Source organism: Caballeronia sp. AZ7_KS35 (assembly GCF_023631045.1).
Taxonomy (GTDB): domain Bacteria; phylum Pseudomonadota; class Gammaproteobacteria; order Burkholderiales; family Burkholderiaceae; genus Caballeronia; species Caballeronia zhejiangensis.
In genome coordinates this window covers 312,448-332,472 of sequence record NZ_JALQDV010000048.1, presented here as the reverse complement: position 1 = coordinate 332,472, position 20,025 = coordinate 312,448, and the positions used below count along the sequence as shown (strand labels likewise).

The 20,025-nt window shown below is 62.4% G+C and carries 16 protein-coding genes and 2 pseudogenes; 5 read left to right on the top strand and 13 right to left on the bottom strand.

The window, feature by feature from the left end; genetic code table 11:
• Positions 1-147: 147 nt before the first annotated feature.
• The 4 genes and pseudogenes from NCT05_RS31105 to NCT05_RS37070 all read left to right on the top strand — a co-directional run bounded on the left by NCT05_RS31105 (position 148) and on the right by NCT05_RS37070 (position 5,816).
• Positions 148-2,490 carry an FdhF/YdeP family oxidoreductase gene (locus tag NCT05_RS31105; protein WP_250503953.1) on the top strand — a complete coding sequence of 781 codons (2,343 nt, stop codon included), beginning with the start codon at positions 148-150 and terminating at the stop codon, positions 2,488-2,490.
• Positions 2,483-4,846, top strand: coding sequence for an MFS transporter (locus NCT05_RS37280; protein ID WP_502801808.1), 2,364 nt, complete (start codon positions 2,483-2,485; stop codon positions 4,844-4,846). Before NCT05_RS31105 ends, NCT05_RS37280 begins: the two co-directional genes overlap by 8 nt.
• A 42-nt stretch (positions 4,847-4,888) precedes the next feature.
• Entirely contained in the window at positions 4,889-5,071 is a 183-nt protein-coding gene (locus tag NCT05_RS31090) for a hypothetical protein (protein ID WP_250437247.1), read from the top strand.
• A gap of 83 nt (positions 5,072-5,154) precedes the next feature.
• Positions 5,155-5,816: pseudogene (locus tag NCT05_RS37070) on the top strand (hypothetical protein).
• A gap of 134 nt (positions 5,817-5,950) precedes the next feature.
• Here NCT05_RS37070 and NCT05_RS31075 read toward each other — a convergent pair.
• Positions 5,951-6,665 (bottom strand): annotated as a pseudogene (locus tag NCT05_RS31075) (response regulator).
• Between the two features lie 342 nt (positions 6,666-7,007).
• Positions 7,008-7,472 carry a hypothetical protein gene (locus NCT05_RS31070; protein ID WP_250437327.1) on the bottom strand — a complete coding sequence of 155 codons (465 nt, stop codon included), beginning with the start codon at positions 7,470-7,472 and terminating at the stop codon, positions 7,008-7,010.
• Between the two features lie 613 nt (positions 7,473-8,085).
• Between NCT05_RS31070 and NCT05_RS31065 the strand changes: the two genes are divergently transcribed.
• Complete coding sequence (locus tag NCT05_RS31065; RefSeq protein WP_250503952.1) at positions 8,086-8,370, top strand: DUF4148 domain-containing protein; 285 nt, start codon at positions 8,086-8,088, stop codon at positions 8,368-8,370.
• 12 nt (positions 8,371-8,382) lie between these two features.
• On the opposite strand, the gene NCT05_RS31060 is transcribed toward NCT05_RS31065, so the two are convergent.
• The 11 genes from NCT05_RS31060 to NCT05_RS31010 form a co-directional block, all read right to left on the bottom strand.
• Entirely contained in the window at positions 8,383-9,537 is a 1,155-nt protein-coding gene (locus tag NCT05_RS31060; protein WP_250503951.1) for a porin, read from the bottom strand.
• Between the two features lie 120 nt (positions 9,538-9,657).
• On the bottom strand, positions 9,658-10,869 hold the full coding sequence (locus NCT05_RS31055; protein ID WP_250503950.1) for an MFS transporter: 1,212 nt from the start codon (positions 10,867-10,869) through the stop codon (positions 9,658-9,660).
• A 76-nt stretch (positions 10,870-10,945) separates the two neighbouring features.
• Complete coding sequence (locus NCT05_RS31050) at positions 10,946-11,764, bottom strand: amidohydrolase family protein (protein ID WP_250503949.1); 819 nt, start codon at positions 11,762-11,764, stop codon at positions 10,946-10,948.
• A gap of 34 nt (positions 11,765-11,798) precedes the next feature.
• Complete coding sequence (locus NCT05_RS31045) at positions 11,799-12,518, bottom strand: maleate cis-trans isomerase family protein (RefSeq protein ID WP_250503948.1); 720 nt, start codon at positions 12,516-12,518, stop codon at positions 11,799-11,801.
• 123 nt (positions 12,519-12,641) lie between these two features.
• Entirely contained in the window at positions 12,642-14,054 is a 1,413-nt protein-coding gene (locus tag NCT05_RS31040; protein ID WP_250503947.1) for an MFS transporter, read from the bottom strand.
• Positions 14,055-14,135: 81 nt separating this feature from the next.
• Positions 14,136-15,395, bottom strand: coding sequence for a LysR family transcriptional regulator (locus NCT05_RS31035; RefSeq protein WP_250503946.1), 1,260 nt, complete (start codon positions 15,393-15,395; stop codon positions 14,136-14,138).
• A gap of 41 nt (positions 15,396-15,436) precedes the next feature.
• Positions 15,437-16,297 (bottom strand): fumarylacetoacetate hydrolase family protein, encoded by an 861-nt coding sequence (locus NCT05_RS31030; RefSeq protein ID WP_250437238.1) that lies wholly within the window; start codon positions 16,295-16,297, stop codon positions 15,437-15,439.
• 22 nt (positions 16,298-16,319) lie between these two features.
• Entirely contained in the window at positions 16,320-17,099 is a 780-nt protein-coding gene (locus NCT05_RS31025) for an SDR family oxidoreductase (RefSeq protein WP_250503945.1), read from the bottom strand.
• A 19-nt stretch (positions 17,100-17,118) separates the two neighbouring features.
• The gene (locus NCT05_RS31020) at positions 17,119-18,129 is read right to left on the bottom strand and encodes an amidohydrolase family protein (protein ID WP_250503944.1); all 1,011 of its coding nucleotides are present in this window, start codon (positions 18,127-18,129) and stop codon (positions 17,119-17,121) included.
• Positions 18,130-18,166: 37 nt separating this feature from the next.
• A complete protein-coding gene (locus NCT05_RS31015) occupies positions 18,167-19,099 on the bottom strand; it encodes a VOC family protein (protein ID WP_250503943.1) in 933 nt (310 codons plus the stop codon).
• 26 nt (positions 19,100-19,125) lie between these two features.
• Positions 19,126-20,022, bottom strand: coding sequence for a substrate-binding domain-containing protein (locus NCT05_RS31010; RefSeq protein ID WP_250503942.1), 897 nt, complete (start codon positions 20,020-20,022; stop codon positions 19,126-19,128).
• Positions 20,023-20,025 lie beyond the last annotated feature (3 nt).

The window sequence follows — 20,025 nt, the reverse complement described above, 5'->3', positions numbered from 1 at the left end:
GCACGGCGATGGCGAAGCGGCAACGCCCGCTTTCGCAATTCGTGCGGATCGCAAACGGCCCGGCTTTTATGCAAAACCCCTCGTATGCGAACGACGATCATCACGTTTACCAAACCAACGAATGGCATTGTTTGCGAGGCGAAGGAAATGAGCGAGAAGAAAGCAATACGCATCTATAGCGAGCCTGCGGGCGGCTGGGGTGCATTGAAGGCCACCGGCGAGGCGCTGAAGATCCAGGGCATTGCCGTGTCGGGCGCGCAGACGCTGCTGCGCATGAACCAGCCGCAAGGCTTCGACTGCCCCGGCTGCGCATGGCCCGATCCGAAACATACTTCGTCGTTCGAGTTCTGCGAAAACGGCGCCAAGGCGGTTGCATGGGAGGCCACCGCGATGCGCTGCACGCCCGAGTTCTTCGCGCAGCACAGCGTCTCCGAGCTTGCGGCATGGAACGATTACGACCTCGAGATGGCGGGCCGTCTCACGCACCCGATGGTCTATGACCCGGAATCGGACCGCTACGTGCCGATCGAATGGAACGATGCGTTCGCCCTCGTCGGCCGTCATCTCGACGCGCTCGAACATCCGGATCAGGCGGACTTCTACACGTCCGGCCGCGCGTCGAACGAAGCGGCGTTTCTGTACCAGATCTTCGTGCGCGAATTCGGCACCAACAACTTCCCCGACTGCTCGAACATGTGTCACGAGGCGACCAGCGTGGGCCTGCCGCAATCCATCGGCGTCGGTAAAGGCACTGTGCTGCTCGAAGACTTCGAGCATGCGGACGCGATCTTCATCTTCGGTCAGAATCCCGGCACCAACAGCCCGCGCATGATGAGCGACCTGCACGCCGCAGCCCGCCGCGGTGCGAAGATCGTGTCGTTCAATCCGTTTCGCGAGCGCGCACTGGAACGCTTCGCATCGCCGCAAAATCCGGTCGAGATGGCGACGCTCGGTTACACGAACATCAGCTCGTTTCTCTATCAGGTGCGCGTGGGTGGCGACGTGGCCGCGCTCAAGGGCATGATGAAGGCGATCGTCGAAGCCGACGATGCCGCCCTCGCCTGCGATCAGCCGCGCGTGCTCGATATCGAGTTCATCGAAGGCCATACGCACGGCATCGAAGCGCTGCTCGCCGATCTGCGCGCGACGCCGTGGGACGCGATCGAACGTCACGCAGGACTCACGCGCGACGAGATCACGAACGCGGCGAACATCTACATGCGCGCGAACAATGCGATCCTTGTTTACGGCATGGGCATCACGCAGCATCGCCGCGGCACGGAGGCAGTGCAGCAGATCGCGAACCTCGCGCTGTTGCGCGGCAATGTCGGGCGGCCGGGGGCGGGCATCTGTCCGGTGCGCGGACACTCGAACGTGCAAGGCAATCGCACGGTCGGCATCACGGAGAAGCCGAGCGCGCAACTGATCGCGGGCATCGAGCGCGCGTTCGGCTTCACGCCGCCGCCCACGCATGGCAACGATGTAGTGGCCACGCTCGAATCGATGATGCGCGGCGAAGCGAAGGTCTTCATCGCGCTGGGCGGCAATTTCGCGGCGGCGATTCCCGACTGGGAACGCATGCAAAGCGCGATTCGCAAGCTGAATCTGACGGTGCATATCGCGACCAAGCTCAATCGCAGTCATCTCGTACATGGCAAGGACGCGCTGATACTGCCCTGCCTCGGCCGAACTGAGATCGACATTCAGGCGGACGGGCCGCAGTCGGTCACCGTCGAGGATTCGATGTCGATGGTGCATGCGTCCGCCGGGCGCAACGAGCCCGCATCGCCGTATTTGATGAGCGAGCCGGCCATCGTGGCGGGCATGGCGCGCGCCACGCTCGGCGAGAAGTCACGCGTGCCCTGGGAGCATCTCGTCGCGAGCTATGACCGCATCCGCGACGCGATCGAAATCGTCTTTCCGATCTTTCAGGCGTACAACGCGCGCATTCGCGTGCCGGGCGGCTTCCATCTGAGCTCGCCGGCGCGCGAGCGCGTGTGGGACACGAACACCGGCCGCGCGAATTTCCTCGTTTTCGACGGTCTCGATGAAGATCCCGCGCAGGACGATCCCGAAGCGCTCTCGCTCACGACGATGCGCAGCCACGATCAGTACAACACGACGCTCTATTCGCATTCGGATCGCTATCGCGGCGTGTTCGGTCAGCGCGACGTGGTGTTCATGAACGCGCGCGAGCTGGCGAAACGCAAGCTGCGTGCGGGCGATCGCGTCGATATCCGGGCCATTGCGCAAGACGGTATCGAGCGCGTCATCCGCAACTTCAAGATCGTCGAGTACGCGCTTCCCGACGGGTGCTGCGGTGCGTACTACCCGGAAGTCAATCCGCTCGTGCCGCTTCATGCGTTCGACCCGCAAAGCCGCACGCCTGCCTACAAGTCGGTGCCTGTCAAGGTCGTGCGTAGCGGCGCTGTCGACGATTATGCCTCGAGCGCCACCGATCAACGACACGGAACCGGACATCATGCTTGATCACGTACTCGACCTGTCGCGCGCGCAGTTCGCGATGACCGCGATCTTCCACATACTCTGGCCGATTCTCACGATCAGCCTTTCCGCGTTTCTCGTGCTCGTCGAAGTGCTGTGGATCCGCACCGGCGACGTTGCGTATTACCGGCACGCGCGTTTCTGGAGCAAGCTGCTCGTGCTGAACTTCGCGGTCGGCGTCGTGAGCGGCATTCCGATGGAGTTCCAGTTCGGCACCAACTGGGCCGGCTTCTCGCAGTTCAGCGGCCAGTTCATCGGCAATATCTTGGGCTTCGAAGGCGCGATGGCCTTCATGCTCGAAGCAGGTTTCATCGGCGTGATGCTGCTCGGCTGGGGACGGGTGTCGCGCGGCGTGCACCTGTTCGCCACGTCGATGGTCGCGCTCGGCTCCAGCACCTCGGCGTTCTGGATCATGGTCGCCAACTCGTGGATGCAGACTCCGGCGGGCTATTCCATCGTCGACGGAAAGATCGTCGTGACGGATTTTCTCGCGGCGATCTTCAACCCCGACATGGTCTGGGGCGTGGGGCACATGTGGGTCGCGGCCATCGAGACGGGCATGTTCGTCATCGCCGGCATATCAGCGTGGAATCTCTACCGGCGGCGTCATCCGGAGTTCTTCGTGCGCTCGTTTCGTCTCGCGCTGCTGGTGCTGGTGTTCGTCGCGCCCTTGCAGATCTGGCTGGGCGATTCGAGCGGCGTGAGTGTGTTCGAGACACAACCTGCGAAGGGCGCGGCCATCGAAGGGCACTGGAAGACGAATGCGCCGGGCACAGGCGCGTCCTGGTCCCTGCTCGCCTGGCCGGACCGGGAGGCGCAACGCAACGACTGGTCCATCGAGGTGCCCGGCATGCTGAGCGTGCTCGGCACGCACTCGCTGCACGGACAGGTGAAAGGACTGACCGACTTCGCCCGCGACGATCAGCCGCCCGCACTGCCGCTGCTCTACTACGCGTTCCGCGTCATGGCGGGCATCGGCTTCGCGTTCATGCTGCTTGCGTTCTGGACCGCCGGACGACAGCGATGGATGGTCCTCGCCCTTCTCTGTCTGATCGCGCTCGTCAACAACATCGACCGCCTGACCTTGTCGATCGCGGCACCCGCCATGCAGCATGAACTCGGCTTCACGGCGACCGACATCGGCTTGCTGGGCAGCGCGTTCTCACTCTTTTATGCATTCGGACAGTTGCCGTCCGGATGGTTCGTCGATCGCTTCGGTCCGCGCAAATTGCTGGGCGTATCCGTCGTGGTATGGAGCGCCGCGACCGCGGCAATGGGCGCCGCGCATTCGTTCGGCGCGTTTCTCTTCGCGCGCGCATGGCTGGGCGCGGCCGAATCGCCCTCGCTGCCCTCGACGAACAAGATCGTCACGCAATGGTTTCCGAAAAAGGAGCAAGGCATCGCCAACGCCAGTTGGGATGCGGCGCTGAAGGTCGGCCCGGCGTTTCTGACCTTCGCGCTCGTCTTCGTCGTCGCCGAGTTCGGCTGGCGCACGATGTATATGGCGGCGGGCGTGGCCGGCGTCATCGTAGCCGTCGTGTTTTTGCTCTGCTATCGAGACGTCGATCGAAACACGCGTTTGAGCAAGGAAGAACGTGCCTATATCGCAAAGGACGGCGACGTTCGCGCTGCCGCCACCGCCGCCAACAACACGGTGCGCGTGCCCTGGACCGCCATGTTCAAGCGCCAGAGCATGTGGGGAATGATGGCGGGCTTCTTCTGCAATCTTTGGGTGTATCAGATCTTTCTGGTCTTCATTCCCATGTTTATCATCGAGCAGTTCGGTGTCAAGTTTTCTTCGTTGGGTCTTGCGGCCAGCGTGCCGTGGGTGGGCGCGATCATCGGCGATATCGTGAGCGGCATCATGTCCGGCAAACTGGCCGAACGTTCGGGATGGACGACACTCAAGGCGAAGAAGGTGACCATTGTTGCTGCGCTGCTGCTACAGGCCATCGTACTCCCACTGCTGCCGCTCAACGCGGTGTTCGGCCAGTCAGCGGGCCTGCCTGTCGCGGTCATCCTGATGGCATTCGCGCTGGGATTCAACGGCGCCGTGGTGGCGCACGCATGGTCGCTGCCCGCCGAAGTCACGACGTATTCAACCGTCGCGTCGGCAGGCGCCGTGCAGAACTTCGGCGGATTTCTGGGCGCGACGCTGTCGCCGCTGGTTGCTGGCATGATCGTCGATGCCATGCATTCTTTCACCTTCGTCTTCCTGTCGTCGGCGGTAGTGTCGGTGCTTGGCGCAATCGCCTATCATTTTTTCGTGCGACACCCGATTATCCAACGAGATACGCTGGATCCGGCTCATGTGGATGCCGGGCAGAAATCGGTCGCCTGAATGCCTAAGAGGCGGATAACTACCTCCAGGAGGTTATCAACGATGCACGACCTCATTCAATCGCGTGGCGATATCGTCGGAAATCATTTCATCTTCACAGGTGCAACGCAAACGCGTCGATTTTGCCAGGGATACCGCTATGGCAGCCGCCAAGTGCCCGCTGCCGTTCAGCCGCGCATGAAGAGTACGCTGATCAATCGACGAGTCGGCAATCTCAGGGCATGACCGGGAAGTGATAGGTCAGCGTCGGCGCGAACACCCACAGCATGAACACGACCAGCGGAACATGCACGACGAACTGCGCGAACGTGAAGCCGACCACATATTTCGGCAACGAGATCACCTCGCGCCGCACATCGGCGGCATCGGCGCTGGCGGAGAGCTATCTGGCGCGCAAGGATGCCTCGCGCATGACGCTGCTCGGCGCTGAGCGCGTCGGCAGTGTAGTGCCGCAGGCGTATCGCGCGGTGCTGCCGATTCGCGAAGTCGGGCTATGGGACGCGGCGCCCGCGGCTTCGGAGCAGCTGACCGCCCGTCTCGCCGAACTCGGGTTCGCGCGCGCGTCGTCGACAATCTGCCGGAGAGCGTCGCGCGCGCCGATGTGGTCACGTGCGCGACCTCGCCACCGCGCCCGTCGTGCAAGGCAAATGGCTCCCACCGGGTTTCACGTCTAGACCTGATCGGCGGCTTCACGTCCGCTATGCGCGAAGCCGACGACGCCTGCTCTCACGAACGCGACGATTTTCGTCGACACGCCCGAGGCGTTCCAGAAGTCGGGGATCTGCTCGGGCCTTTGCAGCGCGGCGTGCTAGCGAACCCCGAACAATGGCCGACGCTCGGAGCACTGTGCCGCGCGCAGGCGCCGGGCCGTTCGAACGATGTGGAACGCACCCAATTCAAGGCGGTGGGCACGGCACTCGAAGACCTTGCGGCTGCGGCGCTCGTCTATGACCGCAATCTGCGCGAGTAGCCGTACATGTCGATCGTGCAGGCGAGAACGCCGCCGACGTTTTTCAAAAATTGCTTCCGCTGGGGCGCCAAACGGGCGAATACAGTAATTTCGCGGACGAAAATTGACTCGACTTACTGCGTAGCCGTCTGCTGCTACCTGGTATTCCCGCCCTCCGGCATGAACACGAAGCCCTTACGGCGCACGGTCTGAATGAAGTGCGGGTTCGACGGGTCGGTCTCAATGATACGCCGAAGTCGCCAAATGGGGACGTCGAGTCCCCGATCCCGAAACGGAACTTCGCCGTGGTGAAGAAGATCATGAAGCAGTTCACGTGTCAGAACCTTGAAAGGGTTCTTGACGAATACCCTCAGCAAGGCAAACTCGCTATCGCGCAGAACAATGCGTTGAGCATCACGTAGAAAGGTGCGTGTCGTGAAATCAAGCTCGAATGGCCCGAAGCAAGCTCTCGACAGTGCTTCAGGCACATTTGTTGGAGAGGGGCCGCACCGTCGGAGAACCGCATGAATGCGAGCTGCCAACTCGCCCGGATCAAATGGCTTGACGACATAATCATCAGCAACCGAGGGAGAGTCCGGCGATACGATCCTCGACTGCTCCTCGCGCCGAAATAAGTACGATGGGGATATCATCGCGAGACTTGCGAAGTGCTGCTAAAGTGGCCAAGCCGTCTGTGCCGGGCGTCATGGTGTCGAGAACGATGACCGATGGGCGTTTTTTTTCGAGGCGTCGGCGGAGATCTTTGATCTCATGAAGCACCGACACATAAAATCCGTTGGCGCGAAGGAACCGAGAGAGGAGATCGCGGGCGACGGGATCATTGTCAAAGACAAGAACTTCGTGGTTCATTCTGGCCTGCACATGATCGGTGATCAGGGCTTTCGAAAAAAAACGGAAATCACGCTCTGGTGATCGAAATCTCTCGGCAATCGTTATGGCCTCTACCACCAGAAATGACTGCTCCGGCTCAGTTTTCTAGCGCCATCCCAAGCTCTTTATTGCCGGACTTCGCCAACAACGTTCCTGTCCATCGACAACCGGCGACACTTTTCTCTAGGCTGTCGCGGCCAGATAAAAATGTTGCAACGCTGATTAGATTTCGATTGCCGTGTTTGCCATCCTGAAATATTGCCCGTTCCGTCATCGCTTTTGCACCAGCACCGTCGATAAGACACTCGCGACGAGACTGTCCTATTGGGCGCCGCCCAACATACGCTTGACGACCAGCGCGAGCGGCACCGTGAAGCAGAAATGCGACATGAAGCCGCCAATGATCACGTTGGGGTCGTAGTAGTTCGGATGATTGGTCGACGCGATCATGATGGCGACGTGCATCACGATCCACGCGAACATTCCATAGAACAGCGCAATAAAGGTGGCCTCAAATCCGCGTCGACGAAAGTATGGCCACAGCATCGCAAACAAGATGCCCCACGCGGCGGCGAATACGAAGTGAATGCTCGTGCCGATCATATAGGACCATATACCGATCGCTTCTTGAAACGCCTTCCCGAAGACCAAGCCGGTTGCGTTTCGTGGAATGCCCGCGAGTGGCATCAGATGCTGTACGCCCACCCAAATAAGCGCTTCGTAGATCCAGATAATCACGGCGCCGACGAAGCCGCCGGCCGCACCGGCACGGAGCGTCATGCGCATCGACGCAGGCGATTCAGATGTGGAAATTCGATGACCGGATGACTCGATGCCGGGCGTATGTGAGTGCGTTTGCATCTGTACGGCCTCCCCTGACTGAGCACGATTTCATTGATGCAAGAACATAACTTGAGTGGCCTAACGGTAGAGAATGGGGTTAACCAGTTGCGATACCTGGTCGACCTCGCGTCGCAGCTCCGCAAGTTCCAAGTCGCCGGCCTTTCGGCCGCAGTTGATCGTCTCTTTCGACAGGGAAGCCGATAAACGTTTTAGATGGGATAGGTGTGATTTCGCATAGCATGCCTCGATATCGGCGGCCTAGGGCCGATCCACGCGTAGGCTGAAGATCGGCTGCGGCGAATGAGGCCCGTGCGTCGCGACGCACTCGGCCGACAGCGTGCATTTCAAAGTAAAAACCCTACACGCCCCTACACCGTGAGACCCAGATCTATGTCCGTGGACGCGATGCATCCAAGAGGGGGGATCCCGCAAAAAGCGACGTGCACCATAGATTCCATGCCCGACGCGATCGACAAATGCTTAAGCTGCTATGCAGATTAAGGGAAAACCCTAGAATGAAAACCCCTTTAATTCGCGACTTATGCCGCTACTCAAAATGACTCTCCGCATCGCTCTCACTCTATGCATTTCCTTCAGCCTGCCGATCGCCGCCGTCGCTGCCGGGAACAACACTGTCGACCGCACGCAGGTTGTCGCCGAGCTCCGTCAACTGGAGCAGATGGGATACACGCCTTCAGAAAACGATCCGTCCTATCCGGCCAACATGGAGGCAGCGCAGCGGCGCGTGCAACTCGCCGCTGCGTCGAAAGTGAACGATTCCGTCGACTCTGCGATCGGCGGAGCGCCCTTTGTCAGTCAGGCATCCGGGCGCGGAAAGTAGGCATCGTGACGCTCAAAACTTGTGCATGATTCCCGCTTCGACGAGCGTCTGATTCTTCCCCGATGACGGACTCGTCGTGTAGATCTGCGCGAATGCGTTCGGCCCGCTCGCGCGCTGATAAATGTCGATCAGAAAAAGATCCGTGCGTTTCGACAGAAAATAGTGCGAGGCGATATCAATTTGGTTGTAGTGCGTCGAGCGCCCGATCGAATAGTCGCCGTGCGTGTACACATACGCGACGCCCATTTCCCACGCCGGCGTGATGTACCTGTACGCCGCGCCTTCGAGGTTCTGCAGACGCAGACCGGTCGAATCCGAGTAGTTGAACAGGACGTTCGTGTAGTTGCCGAGCACGTTGAACCAGCCGAAGTCATACGTGCCGCCCACGCCCATGATGCGCTGCTGGTTCGTACCCGCACCGCCCGGGCTCGTCACGAATGGCGAGCTGAAGCCCCAGCCGGTGCTGTCCACCGCGCCGCTCGTAAGATTAGACGGATTCGCGTTGCTGCGCCGGTTGAACTGCGTGAACGCCGCGGCGACCTTCAACCGTCCGCGCGCATAAGTGACGCTGCCGCTGTAGCCGTCATTGTTCGAGAACTCCGTCGAGTTGGAGAACGCAAAACTTCCCGCGAAGCTGAAGCCCGCGAAATTCGGCGATGCATAGCGCACCGCATTGTTGAAACGGTTCGTGAAGAACATGTTGTCGTTGTCGCCGATGTGCGCGCCGTAGCCCGCGAACACGTTCGCCGATGTCGCAAACCACATCGTGTTCGTCATCTCTTCGTACTGGCGGCCGAGCGTGACGGTGCCGAGCGACCGGTTGCTCAGGCCGACGTAGGCCTGACGTCCGAACATGCCGCCGAGCATCGCGCCATTGGTTATGTTGAAGCCGTTTTCCAGCGTGAAGATCGCCTGCGTGCCGCCGCCGAGATCCTCGACCCCGCGCAGGCCCCAGCGCGGCGGCATCATGCCCCCGTTCGACAGCGCGTACAGGTGATTGCCCTTCGCGTTGCTCACGAATTCCAGTGTCGTCGAAAGCACGCCGTACAGTGTCACGCTGCTTTGCGCGTGTGCCGTTCCTGCGATCGACAGCCCTATCGCCACGCCGGCAATGCCGACGATGGCGCGCGTCGCGCTTGCATTGAATCGTTGCGTGATCTCCTTCACTTTCTGTCTCCTTATGTAATCCGCTTTTTGTCGCGATATTTTCGGGCGTGCGCCTGCCCGTCCGGCGAAGCCGCCGGAAATGACCTGCGCGTCAGTGAGTGGATAGCGCCGTGCGGCGGCTCAGCGATGTCCGAGCGCCTGCACGTCGCCGGAAGGAAGTTCGTCGGCGTCTTTCGAGCGCGATCCCATGAGGATCGGCGCGAGTTGCAGCACGGTCGCCACGACCACGAGCGTGACGCGTACCGTCCATCCGCCTTCGTAGAAGGTCGCAAAAATGGCGGGCGGCCCGAGCAGCACGCCGAGATATGTCGCCTGCGAGACGAGGCCGCTCGTCGCCCCGAGTGTCGCGGGCGTGGGCGCGGCGCCGGGCACCATCGTCCAGATGGTGCCGTTCACCGTGCCGATGCCGAGCGAGAAGGCGCACACGGCCACCGCTGCACCAACGAGCGCCGTCGCCGGCAGATACATCACGATGCCTCCCGCGAGCATCACGATGCCGCCCGTGATCGCGAGCATCCACGTCTTCGCGCCCGCCTTGAGCAAATGCCCGACCGAGAGACAGCCGATCGCGACGAACACCTCGGCGAGCGTGCCGATGCCCGCGGCCGAAGCTATCGAGATCTGAAAGCGCCTCGCGAGATAGACGGTCAGCGCGGCCATGATGCCCGTCTGGATGAATGCCGACGCGCCCGACGCCAGCGCGACGCGATACGGCGCACGGCTTCTCAGCACGAGCCAGATGTCGGAGAGACGCCGGTCCTGCGTGTTCGCGTGCTTGCGCGGCAGTAGGAACGCGAGCGCGACGAGCACGGCCATCAGCATCGCGTGGCCGCCGAACGCCCAGCGCCACATCTCGCCGCGCTGGGCGAGCGGCGCGACGAAGGACAGCGTCATGCCGATGCCCACCGCAGTATGCGACGTCCACAGCCCGAGCGCGATGCTACGGCGCGCGCCGCTCGTCGTACGCATGATGAGCGTCACCGCGCCGACCGTCAGCGACAGATAGCCGACGCCTTCCAGCAGGCGGCTCACGAAGAGCGCGGTCAGATCGTGCGCGAAGAACACGCCGAGATTGCCCGCGAAAGCGAACACCGAGCCGCCGAGTATCACGCGCTTGTCGCCGATGCGGTCGACGAGCCAGCCGGCGAACAGCGCGCCGAGCGCGGTGATCAGCGATGGTATCGAAATGACCCAGCCCGACGCCGCATGTGAAAGATGAAAATACGTGGCGATATCGCCGATAACCGGCACTGACTGCGTGACGAGCGACGTCGCCACGGTGCCGTAGATGTACAACAGGATGATGCAGGGCCAGCTTCCGGCTGTGAGCATCTTCGTCTCCTAAGGATGGCCGGTCTTTTGCCGGCTCATTTTCTCGTATGGTTTTATCAAACTCAAAAAGCGGCCGCTAGCGTTGCCTCCACTCCAGAAGGCGAATCAGGTTGCGGCCCATGATGCGTTCGAGGTCCGCGCCCGACAGCCACGCAAGACTCTCGCTGAAATGCGTGACGCACTGCCGATACGGATGATGCAGCCGCGACAAATCGCTTCCCCAGATGATGCGGTCCGGGCCGAAGGCATCGAAGACGCGGCGAAGCGTGGCGTCGAGCGATCGGAACGGCCAGGGATCGAGTGCGTAATCGCCGACTGCGACGGCCTTCACATGCACGTTCGGATAACGCGCCAGCGCGAGCAGCTCGGGCAGATGATCGAATGCGCCCGGCCCCGTCGCGCCGCGCGGCACGCCGAGATGATCGACGACGATCCGCAGCTTCGGATGCCGCTGCGCGATCTTCGCCACTTCCGCGAGCGCGCCTGGAATCAGCAACGCGACGACGAGGCCGGTCTCCTCCGCGATCGGCCAGAGTGCGTCGTAATGGCCGTCGAGCAAGGGCGCGATGCGCTCTTTGGTATTGAAGAGAAAGCGCATGCCGAGCATGCCCGGCGTCTCGCGCCATGTGCGCAAACGTTGCGCGGCGCGCTCTGTGTCTGCGGGCGGCACGTCGAGCAGGCCCATCACTGCGAAGCGGTCCGGCGCGGCTTGCGCGAGTTCGAGCGAATAGGCATTGCGACGCGCATCCCACAGCGGCGGCACGAGCACCGCGCGCGCTACGCCCGCCTGCCTCATCTCGGACTCGAGCACGTCCTTCGTAATGGGCGTGCGCCGATGGTGCCCGGTCGATTCTCCGTCCGCCCAGGCGTGAACTTGAGCATCTACGATCTGCATGAGTGTTGTTGTCTGTTGTATTCGTATGAGCGGATCAGTTGCCGCCGAAGAGCCTGCCCGCGCCCGCGATACTGCCGCGCCAGCCCGCCGCCTGAAGCACCGACCAGAGCATCGCCTGATTGCTCGTCACAACCGGCATGCCCAGCGACTCCTCGAGTTCCTGAACAGCCTCGAAGGCGCGCACGTTCGCGCACGACAGGAGAACCGCGCCGGTCGTGTCGTCCACCTGTTTCATCACGACGTCCGCGATCTCGCCCGGCGGCATCTGGGCGGCCACTTTCGCATCGGTGAAGCCGAGCGACACCGTGCCCTGAATCGTCAATCCGGCTTCTTCCAGCGATGCACGTTCGACGCGCGAGAACTCGTCGCCGAACGGGCACACATGCAGGATGTTCCGTGCCTGCACGAAGGCGAGCGCTTCCTTGATCGCGACCATCGTATTGGTCGACGGCACACCGACCCGCTCGCTCATGCGCGCGGCCAGCGCGACGTCGCAACCCTTGCCGTGCGCGACGCTCGCACCGGTGCAGTTGAAAGCGATCGCATGGGGCGACATATCCTTCACGAAGCCGGCTTCATCGACTGCTTCGAGATACGCGCGCGTCAGCGCGTCCATCGTCACGCGGCCGGCCTCCTTGCGCAGCCTGATGCGATGCACGTGATACGACACCTCGTTCGGGCAGAACGCCCTGAAATCGTCCTCGGCGATGGTGTTCAACGAAGGCACGATCATGCCCACTCGCAAACGCTTCATGGATTCCTCTTGTCTCGTTTCGTGTTGCCAGGTTCGAAATCAGTCTATGGCGACGCGGCTTGCAGGCCCAATCGGAAACGCGCCGTCGCCATATGTTTTTGCTGTATCCGCAAACGACGCGCGTCAGCCGCGCTGGCGCGATTCTTCGAGCACGGGAGCGCTGTCCTCGGCGGTGTCGTCGAGTGATTCGAGCGTCTTGCCGCGCGCCTCGATGCCAATCGTGAGATAGGTCACTCCGCATACGCACAGGCAGAAGGCGAGGAACTCGAACGCGGGAACGATCACCGAGACAGTCGCGGAAGGCATCACGACGTTGCTCGATCCCGCCGTCAGCGCGAGGCCGAGCGGCCCGACGATCTTGCCGACGGACCCCGCGAGCCCCGCGTAGCCCGAGCCCGATCCGCGCAGTCGCGACGGCCAGATTTCCGTCGAATACGCCGCGCAGACAGAAAGGCTGCCGTCCGCGATCACGAACGCGAGCAGGAGCGGCAGCCAGAAATACGCGGGCGAGCCGATATCCCCATGACCGATGTAGCCCGCCACGACGAGCGCCGCCGCCGCCGCGAGCGCGAACCAGCCGCCCGTCTTTCTGCGGCCGACCCTGTCGGCGAGCGACGCGGCCGCGAGCCGCGACGCGATGCCGAGCACGCTGAAGCCGATCATCACCTTGGACGCGTGCACCGGCGCCATTTGCTGGATCTGCGCCATCAGCGTCGGCGCCCACAGCACGATGCCGTAGTAGCCGGAAATCAGGCCGATGTTGATGAGCGTCGCCGTGAGCATCGGGCGCGGACACTGGAAGATCTCGAACCAGCTTTGCGAGCGAGCCGGCTGCAAGATTGCGCGTTCGAGTTCGAAATCCGTGCTGCCGAGCGCCCACGTGACGGACCGCTTCGCATCGTCATGACGTCCCTGCAGACTGAGCCAGCGTGGCGACTCCGGAATGTAGAACGCGCCGATCAACGCGATGAGCGCGGGCGCCGCGCCGAGCACGAAGGTCCAGCGCCAGCCGATCGCGGGAATCACCCACGCGCCGCTGAACGCGCCCAGCAGCAGGCCGCCGGTGGTGATCGCCGAAACGACGCCCGTCAGCATGCCGCGCCTGCGCGGAGGCGTGAACTCCTGCACGAGCGCGATCTGGATGAAGTATCCCGCCGAACAGAATCCGATGACGGTCCTGAGCGCCGCCATGTAGATCCAGCCGCGCTCTGGCGTGAACGCGAGACCGATGCTCGCCGCCGCGAGCAGCAGCAGCGACACGACGAACACGGGCTTTCTGCCGAAGCGGTCGGCCATCGCGCCCCAGACTACGCCGCCTATGATCGCGCCCACGCCCGACGACAGCAGCACCGCACCCATGATGCCGTAGGTCAATCCCCATGGCTTGATGAGGAACGCCATAATGAAGCCGATGAGAAACGCGTCCCAGAACTCCAGCATGCTGCCGATTCCGACGAGGCCGATCAGCATGCGTTGATTGCCTGAGAGCGTGGCCTGATCCTGAAATGGGCTGCGCCCGAATTGCGCCTGTAGCATGATATGTCTCCTTTACTGCATTTTATTTTGGATCCCGAAATAGATGATCCGCTTGTTTCCTTGGCCATCGGAGATGAAATCTCAGTCCGGATCCGAATCCCCCGCTATCGCCGCGGCGTTCTGCTTCAGGTTGCGAAGGAACGCGCCCTGCACTTCGTTAGGCGTCCAGCCTCGCCGTAACGTGATGCCGAACATCGGGCCCTTCCACGGCACGTCCACCGGCAGCGGCGCGAGAAAGCCGAAGCGCCGTTCGCTCAATATCTCCGTCCAGCTGAGCACGGTGAGCATGTCGGAATCGGTCAGCGTGATCCGGATGGTCGAGAGCGAATACGTCTCGATGCTCGCGGGCGGCGGCGAGCCTTCGGAGAAGAGGTTTTCGTAGGCTTCGCGGCGCGGCGAGCCCTTCGGCGGCAACACCCACTGATACCGCCTGAGCGATTCGACGGACACGTCGCGCTCGCGCATCAACGGATGATCGCGACTCGCGACCACGAAGTAGCGTTCGCGATACAGCGGCTCTTCGACGAAATCGAAGGCCTTGCCCGGATTCTTCAGCAAGCCGATCATGAAATCGATCTCGCCGCGCGAAAGCTTGTTGAGCTGCGCCTCGTAAGTGCCGCTCAATACGGTGACGCGCGTATCGGGAAACTGCGCCGAAAGCGCGCGGATCGCATTGACGATGAGAATGGCCGGATCGAGCAGCAGCACGCCCACCGTGACCGAGCGCTCCTTCGGAAACTCATACGCCCGCACTGCCTGAACGAGCGCCGCGATCTGCTCCCAGACGAGTTTGAGACGCTGCGCGAAGGCCTTGCCGGTGTCCGTCGTCGTGACGCCCGCCGCCGTATGCCGATAGAGCTGCGCGCCGAGATTCTGCTCCAGCGTGCGCGCCGCGCGCTGCAGCGAGGCTTCCGTAATGCCGAGCATGCGCGCCGCCGCGCGAAACGAGCCGCGCTCCTCGATCGCGAGGAGACAGCGAATCTGCGTACGCGTGATGCCGCTTGCGAGCGCGAGCGGCGACGCCTTGCGCGTGCTGCCGAGCAACAGCACGGCTTCCTCGGCGGCCTGCAGAATGCGCCGCGCGCGCACGAGCGCCGCGACGCCGACCGGCGTGAGCCAGGTTCCGGTCGTCGAGCGGTCGAACAGCGTGACTTCGAGCAGCGCCTCGAACGCCGCGATGGATGATGTGGTCGCCGGCTGCGAGCGCAGCAGTTCCTGCGACGCCTGAGTGACGTTCTCGTGCCGAGCCACGGCCTCGAACACTCTCAGTTGCCAGATGCTAGGCAGTTCCTGCGCCGCTTTCTCGATCTTCTCGCAGGCTGCCGGCTCGACCTTTCCCATCGCGATCCCGTATCTGAATTCGAAGCGCCGCCCTTCTTCCGTTATTGCGCGGCGACCCGGTTGCTCAACTTGCCGATGCCTTCGATCGACACCTCGCACACATCGCCCGGTCTCATGAACACGGGCGGTTTGCGCGAGAAGCCGACGCCGCTCGGCGTGCCCGTCGCGAGAATATCGCCGGGATAGAGTGGCGCGATACTCGACACGTACTCGATGAAACGCGGGATCTTGTGCACCATCGCGCTCACGGATTCGTCCTGCATGACTTCGCCGTTGAGCGTCGTTTTGATGCGCAGCGCATCGACATCCGCGATCTCGTCCTTCGTGACGATCCACGGCCCGATGGCGCCGCTGCGATAGAAGTTCTTGCCTGGCGTGATCTGGCGCGTATGAAACTGCCAGTCGCGCACACTTCCCTCGTTCATCACAGTGTATCCCGCGATGTGATCGAACGCGTTTTCTTGGCGGATCTGAAATCCTTCCTTGCCGATCACGACGACGAGCTCGCCCTCGTAGTCGAACTGCTCGCTCACTTGCGGATGACGCAGCGTCTGTCCGTGGCCGATGAGGGAATCGCTCGCGCGCGCGAACAAGGCTGGCGACTTCGGCAACTCCTGCACGCGTCCCGCCGCCTGCACTTCGTTGTGATGCTCGGGATAATTGAGCGCGAGACACCAGATATGCACCGGGTCCGCGATCGGCGGCAGGAAGCTCACTTCGTCGATGCGGTAATCGGCTGCACCGGAAGCCGCTTCCGCGATTTCGCGCGGCAGGCCCGCCGCGATGAACGCCTTCAGGCTCGCGTGGCGATCGCCGAAGCGCTTGCCGAGATCGACGACGCCATTGCTCGTCACCGCGCCCCACGTGTTGCGATTGCCGATACTGAAACTCGCGTATTTCACGAATGATTCTCCTTGTAGCGTGTTAAACGAGGCCCGCGTACGAGCCGCCGTCGAGTTGCAGATTCTGTCCGGAGATGAAGCCTGCCTGCGCGCTGCACAGATACGCGCAGGCATCGCCGAATTCGCCCGGATCGCCGAGTCGCTTCGCGGCGATGGTCGCGGCGATCCGCTTCTTCGCCTCGTCGACCGTGATGCCCTCCTTCTTCGACATGCGATCCGCCATGTAGCGCTGACGATCCGTGTCGAAGCGCTCGGGCAGCATGTTGTTGATGGTCACGTTGTCGATCACGGAGTCGCGCTGCACGGATTTGCTGAGCGCCGTGAGCCCGGCACGCACGGCGGCGGACAGACCCATCGTCGCGCTGGGCGACTTGACCATCGCGGACGTGATGTTGACGATGCGTCCGAAGCGGCGGCTGCGCATGCCCGGCACGTAATGCTTGATGAGGAATACCGGCGCGAGCATGTTGCCTTCGACGGCCGCGAGCCAGTCTTCGCGCGACCAGTCCGCGATCTTTCCCGGCTCCGGTCCCGCGTTGTTGTTGATGAGGATGTCCGGTTCCGGGCAAGCATCCTGAAGCGCCGCGCGCCCGGCTTCGGTGCCGAGATCGGCGACAACCACGTGCGGCCGCCTGCCCGTCACCGCTTCGATCTGCTGCGCGGCGGTGTCGAGCGCATCGGCGTGCCGTCCGTTGATCCAGACTTCGCATCCTTCGCGCGACAGCGCCGTGGCGCACGCGAGCCCGAGTCCGCGCGACGACGCGCATACGAGCGCCTTCTTCCCTGCGATTCCCAAGTCCATGGTTCTTTCTCCCGCGGCCTCAGGCCGGAAGCAATGCCTTCAGCCGTGGATAGACATCGAGCGCGTTGTTGCTGAACACGTCCTGCCGGTGGCAATCGCACAGATGCGGCGTCGCGGCGATATAGCGCCCGGTGTCGTCGTAGTGATGGCCGGTCTCCGGATCGATGCCCTTCACCGCGCCGATCATCTCCGAGCCGAACAGGATGTTTCGATGCGGCACGACCTTCGTCAGCAGATCGACGCCCGCCTGGTGATACACGCAGGTATCGAAGAAGATGTTCTTGAGCAGGCCGTCGGCGAGTGTCTTGAAGCCCATGTCCTGCGCGAGTCCGCGATAGCGTCCCCAGTGATACGGCACCGCGCCGCCGCCGTGCGGAATCACGAAGCGCAGCGTCGGAAAGTCCTCGAACAGTTGCGGCGCGAGCAGGAATTGCATGAAGGCGGTGGTGTCGCCGTTCAGGTAATGCGCGCCGACATGATGGAAGCACGGATTGCACGAACTGCTGACGTGAATCATCGCGGGCACGTCGAGCTCGACCATCTTCTCGTAGAGCGGATAGTAGAGGCGGTCGGTCAGCGGCTTGCCGGTCCAGTATCCGCCCGAAGGATCGGGATTCAGATTGCAGCCGACGAAGCCGAGCTCGGTCACGCAACGCTCCAGTTCCCGCACGCAGGCATCGATTTCTTCGCCCGGCGATTGCGGCAACTGGCACACCGCCGCGAAATTCTCCGGATAGAGCGAGCACACGCGATGAATGAGGTCATTGCACACGCGCGACCATTCGATGCTGTGCGCGAGCGTGCCGAGATGATGTCCCATCTGGCCCGCGATCGGTGAGAACAGCGTCATGTCGAGGCCGCGCTCGCGCTGCACGCTGAGCTGCTTGCTTTCCAGCGCTTCGCGCAGTTCGTCGTCGGAAATGTGCAGCGGCGCGCCGTAGTGACCGCCTGCGTTTTCCAGTTGTTGACGCCGCCATTCGTGCAGCGTCTTCGGCACCGTCGTGAAGTGCCCATGACAGTCGATGATCATGATTGTGGTATCGGTGGTTCGTATCGGATGAAATGCGTTATAGAGGCCACGGAACGATCGGCGTCACCTGCTTCACGAAGCGCTCGGGCGGCCGCTCGCCGGTGTCGTAACTCATGCCCTCGCCAATCTGTATGCGGTTGAACCTGCTCGACGCATTCATCTTTTCGTGCGAGATCCAGTGCTCGTGCATCTGCTCGAACGGGCTCATCCAGTAGTTGAAGATCTGGCTGCCGAGCGCGTGGCGGCCGATGCCGCGCACATGGTCGTGCGTGCCGCGGGTCATGTGATCGAAGCCGAAGAAGATGTCGTCGACGCCTTCCACCTGATACGAGACGTGATGCATCCCCGCGCGCTGTCCGCGCATCAGGAAGATGACGTGATGATCGACAAGCCCGTCACCGTGATCGAGCCGGTCGAACTGGCCGATCACGTTGTCCGGCGAGCCGACGAAAAGCTCGTCGGTCGGCAAGAGACTGAAGGTGCGCTGATACCAGCCGATCACGTCGGCGAGATTCGGCGTGGCATAGGCGGTATGCGCGATGCGCACGACGCGCGCCGGTCCGAGCGCGCGGCTCTCGCCATCCGGCCCCCGCACGACGACGCGTGACGGCAACGGACTCGCACGCTCCTGCCCGGCCACAAGCTCCAGCCAGAAGCCGTTCGGGTCGCGCAGCCGCACGCGTTTGCCGCCGCCAGGCGCATCGAGCGTTTCGATGCCGTGCGCATCGGGCAGCTTCGCGATATCGTCGAGCAGGGATGCATCGCGCAACTCGTAGCCGAAGCTGAGCACGCCCGGATCGCCGAGCTCCGTCACATGCAGGAACGGCGCATCGCCTACGCCGCGCATGAAGAGGCGCGTGTCATCCCTGTGTGCGACGACCATCCCGAAGTCTTCGAGAAACGCCTGCATCATGCCGAGATCGGGCGCACTGAGCCTGACAAAAGCCATGCCATTGATGGGTGAGGCCACATCCGTCTCCTTCGTTTTATTCTTTCCTAGCCGAGAATGTCGGCGACTTTGCCGTAGAGCTCGTCCACCGTATAACGCTTTTGAATGAGCTTCTGCTCGCAGGCGTACCGGATCGCGGTATCGAGAGAAGCCTGCAACTTCTCGAAACCGACGGGCTGCAAATCGATGCTCCCCGCCAGCGTCTCACCGCCACCAGCCGCGCGGCTCTCGCACAACATGCGGAAGACTTCGCGCACGAGCTCGTCGCTCGTTTGCACGACGTCTTCCCTGATCGCGACGATGTGATTGATCGGCACCACGCCCGTCCGTTCGTGCCAGCGCAGGGCGGCTTCCTTCGGCTCGTCGATGAGCGTGCGAATGCCGGGATCGCCCGACAACGCGCCGCCCGCGATGATCGCGTCGACTTCACCCGCCAGCAGCATCTCTTCGAGGCCACGCGCCGCGGTTTGCTGCGTGACCCACGGCGGGTCTGCGTATTCGGCGACGTGCGCGCCTTCCTGGCTGAGCCACTTCACGCTTTGCAGGTCGAGGCCGTATTCGTCGGAAAGGATGCCGCGCACCCATGTGGGCGTCGTTTGCGCATACGAGCGCATCGCGATGGTTTTACCGGCGAGCGCGTCGGGTTCCAGGTCGTCCTGCGCGCGGCACAGAATGCTCTTGTGATGGAACATGCCGTTCATCACGAACGGCAGCAGACGATAAGGCTTGCCCGCTTCATAGGCCTGCAGGAACGTGACGATCGCGAGTTCGGCCACGTCGTATTTGAGTCCACGCACGACGTCCTTGAACGCCTTCTGCGCGGTATCGACGTTAGCGATGTCGAGCGTGACGAGCGGCGAGCGAATCTGCCCTTCCTTCAGCCGTTTCGTCTTCGGATAAGTCCCGAGCATGGTGCTCAGGTGAATGGTTTCGGTCGCGTTCATGCG